Genomic DNA, 1725 nt, shown 5'->3' on the forward strand with positions numbered 1-1725 from the left:
GCCCCTGCGCATCGGCCTGGTCGACCTGTTCCACTACGACGTCGAGGAGTTCCACTTCCACGACGGCCGCCTGCTGCTGCGCGGCAACAACGGCACCGGCAAGTCCAAGGTGCTGGCCCTCACGCTGCCCTTCCTCCTCGACGGCGACCTCTCCCCGCGCCGCGTCGAGCCCGACGGCGACCCCGGCAAGCGCATGGAGTGGAACCTGCTGCTCGGCGGCGAACACCCGCACCCCGAGCGACTCGGCTACACCTGGCTGGAGTTCGGCCGCCGCGACCAGGACACCGGCCGGGAACACTTCCGCACCCTGCTCTGCGGACTCAAGGCCGTCGCCGGGCGCGGCATCGCCCGCCACTGGTTCGCCATCACCGACCAGCGCGTCGACCACCGCGAAGAGCCGGGCGCCGGCACCGTGCGCCTGCTCGACGCCACCGGCACCGCACTCGGCCGCGACCGGCTCGCCGAGGCCATCGCCGGACACGGCCTGGTCTACGAGCAGGCCAGGGCCTACCGCAGGGCCGTCGACGAGGCGCTGTTCGGGCTCGGCGAGCAGCGCTACGGCGCCCTCGTCGACCTGCTCATCCAACTGCGCCAGCCGCAGCTGTCGAAGCGCCCCAACGAGGCCGCGCTCTCCCGCGCCCTCACCGAGGCGCTGCCACCGATGGACCAGGCCGTCATCGCCGACGCCGCCGAGGCGTTCCGGTCGCTTGACGAGGAGCGCGAGGAGCTGCGGGCCACCGTGGAGGCCGAGCGCGCCGCCACCACCTTCCTCGACCACTACCGGCGCTACGCCCGCGTCGCCAGCCGCCGCCGGGCCCGCCTACCGCGCGGCCAACACGCCCGATACGAGGGACAGCAGCGCGAACTCGCCGCCGCCGAGGCCGACCGTGAGCAGGCGGTCGCGGCCAGGGCCGAGGCCCAGGAGCGCATCGCGGCCCTGGAGGAGAGCGAGGCCCGGCTGCGCGAGCGGGAGGCGGCGCTGCGCGCCGGCCCCGAGATGCGCGGCGCCCGCGAGCTCGAACAGGCCGCCGAGGCCGCCGCCCGCACGACCCGCGACCGCCAGCGGGCGGCCGATGACCAGGCCGCCGCCGCGCGCCTCGTCGCCCGCGCCCAGGCCAGGGGCGCCGCCGCCGAGGCCCGGCTCGACGCCGCCCGCCGGCAGGCCGAGGCCGCGCTGACCCGGGCCGGCGACCTCGCGACCGCCGCCCACGTCCCGGCCCCCACCGGCCTCGGCGACCAGGCGGTGGCCGACGAGTCGCTTGACCGCGGGCGCCGCAACCTCGACCACCTCGACGCGCTCGCCGCCACCGCCGACCGGGCCGCCGGCGAGCGCCACGCCGCCGCCCGGCGCCTGGACGAGGCCGAGGCCGACCTGTCCCACGCCAACCAGGCCGCGGCGGACGCCGCCCAGGCCACCGCCGACGCCGGCCGCGCCCTGCTGGACGCCGTGCGCCACCACCTCGAGCAGTGCGCCGAACTGCCCTCCGACGACCCCACCGGGCTGCTCGACGAGTTCCAGCGGTGGACCGACGTCCTGCACGGGCCCAACCCCGCCCGCGAGCACGCCGCCCGCGCGCACCGCGCGGCCTCCGCCCGCCTCGCCGACCAGGCCGCCGCCCTCGCCGCCCGGCGCGCCGCGCTCGCCACCCGTGTCCACGAGACCGAGACCGAGATCGCCGCGCTCGAGGCCGGCGGCCAACCCGACCCGCCGGCCCCCCACACCCG

The 1725-nt window shown here is 78.0% G+C and carries 1 pseudogene; it reads left to right on the plus strand.

From position 1 onward, the window contains the following. Nucleotides 1-1725, plus strand: a pseudogene (locus tag E1265_RS37655) (TIGR02680 family protein); the annotation flags it as partial.

Source organism: Streptomyces sp. 8K308, from assembly GCF_004348315.1.
Classification (GTDB): domain Bacteria; phylum Actinomycetota; class Actinomycetes; order Streptomycetales; family Streptomycetaceae; genus Streptomyces.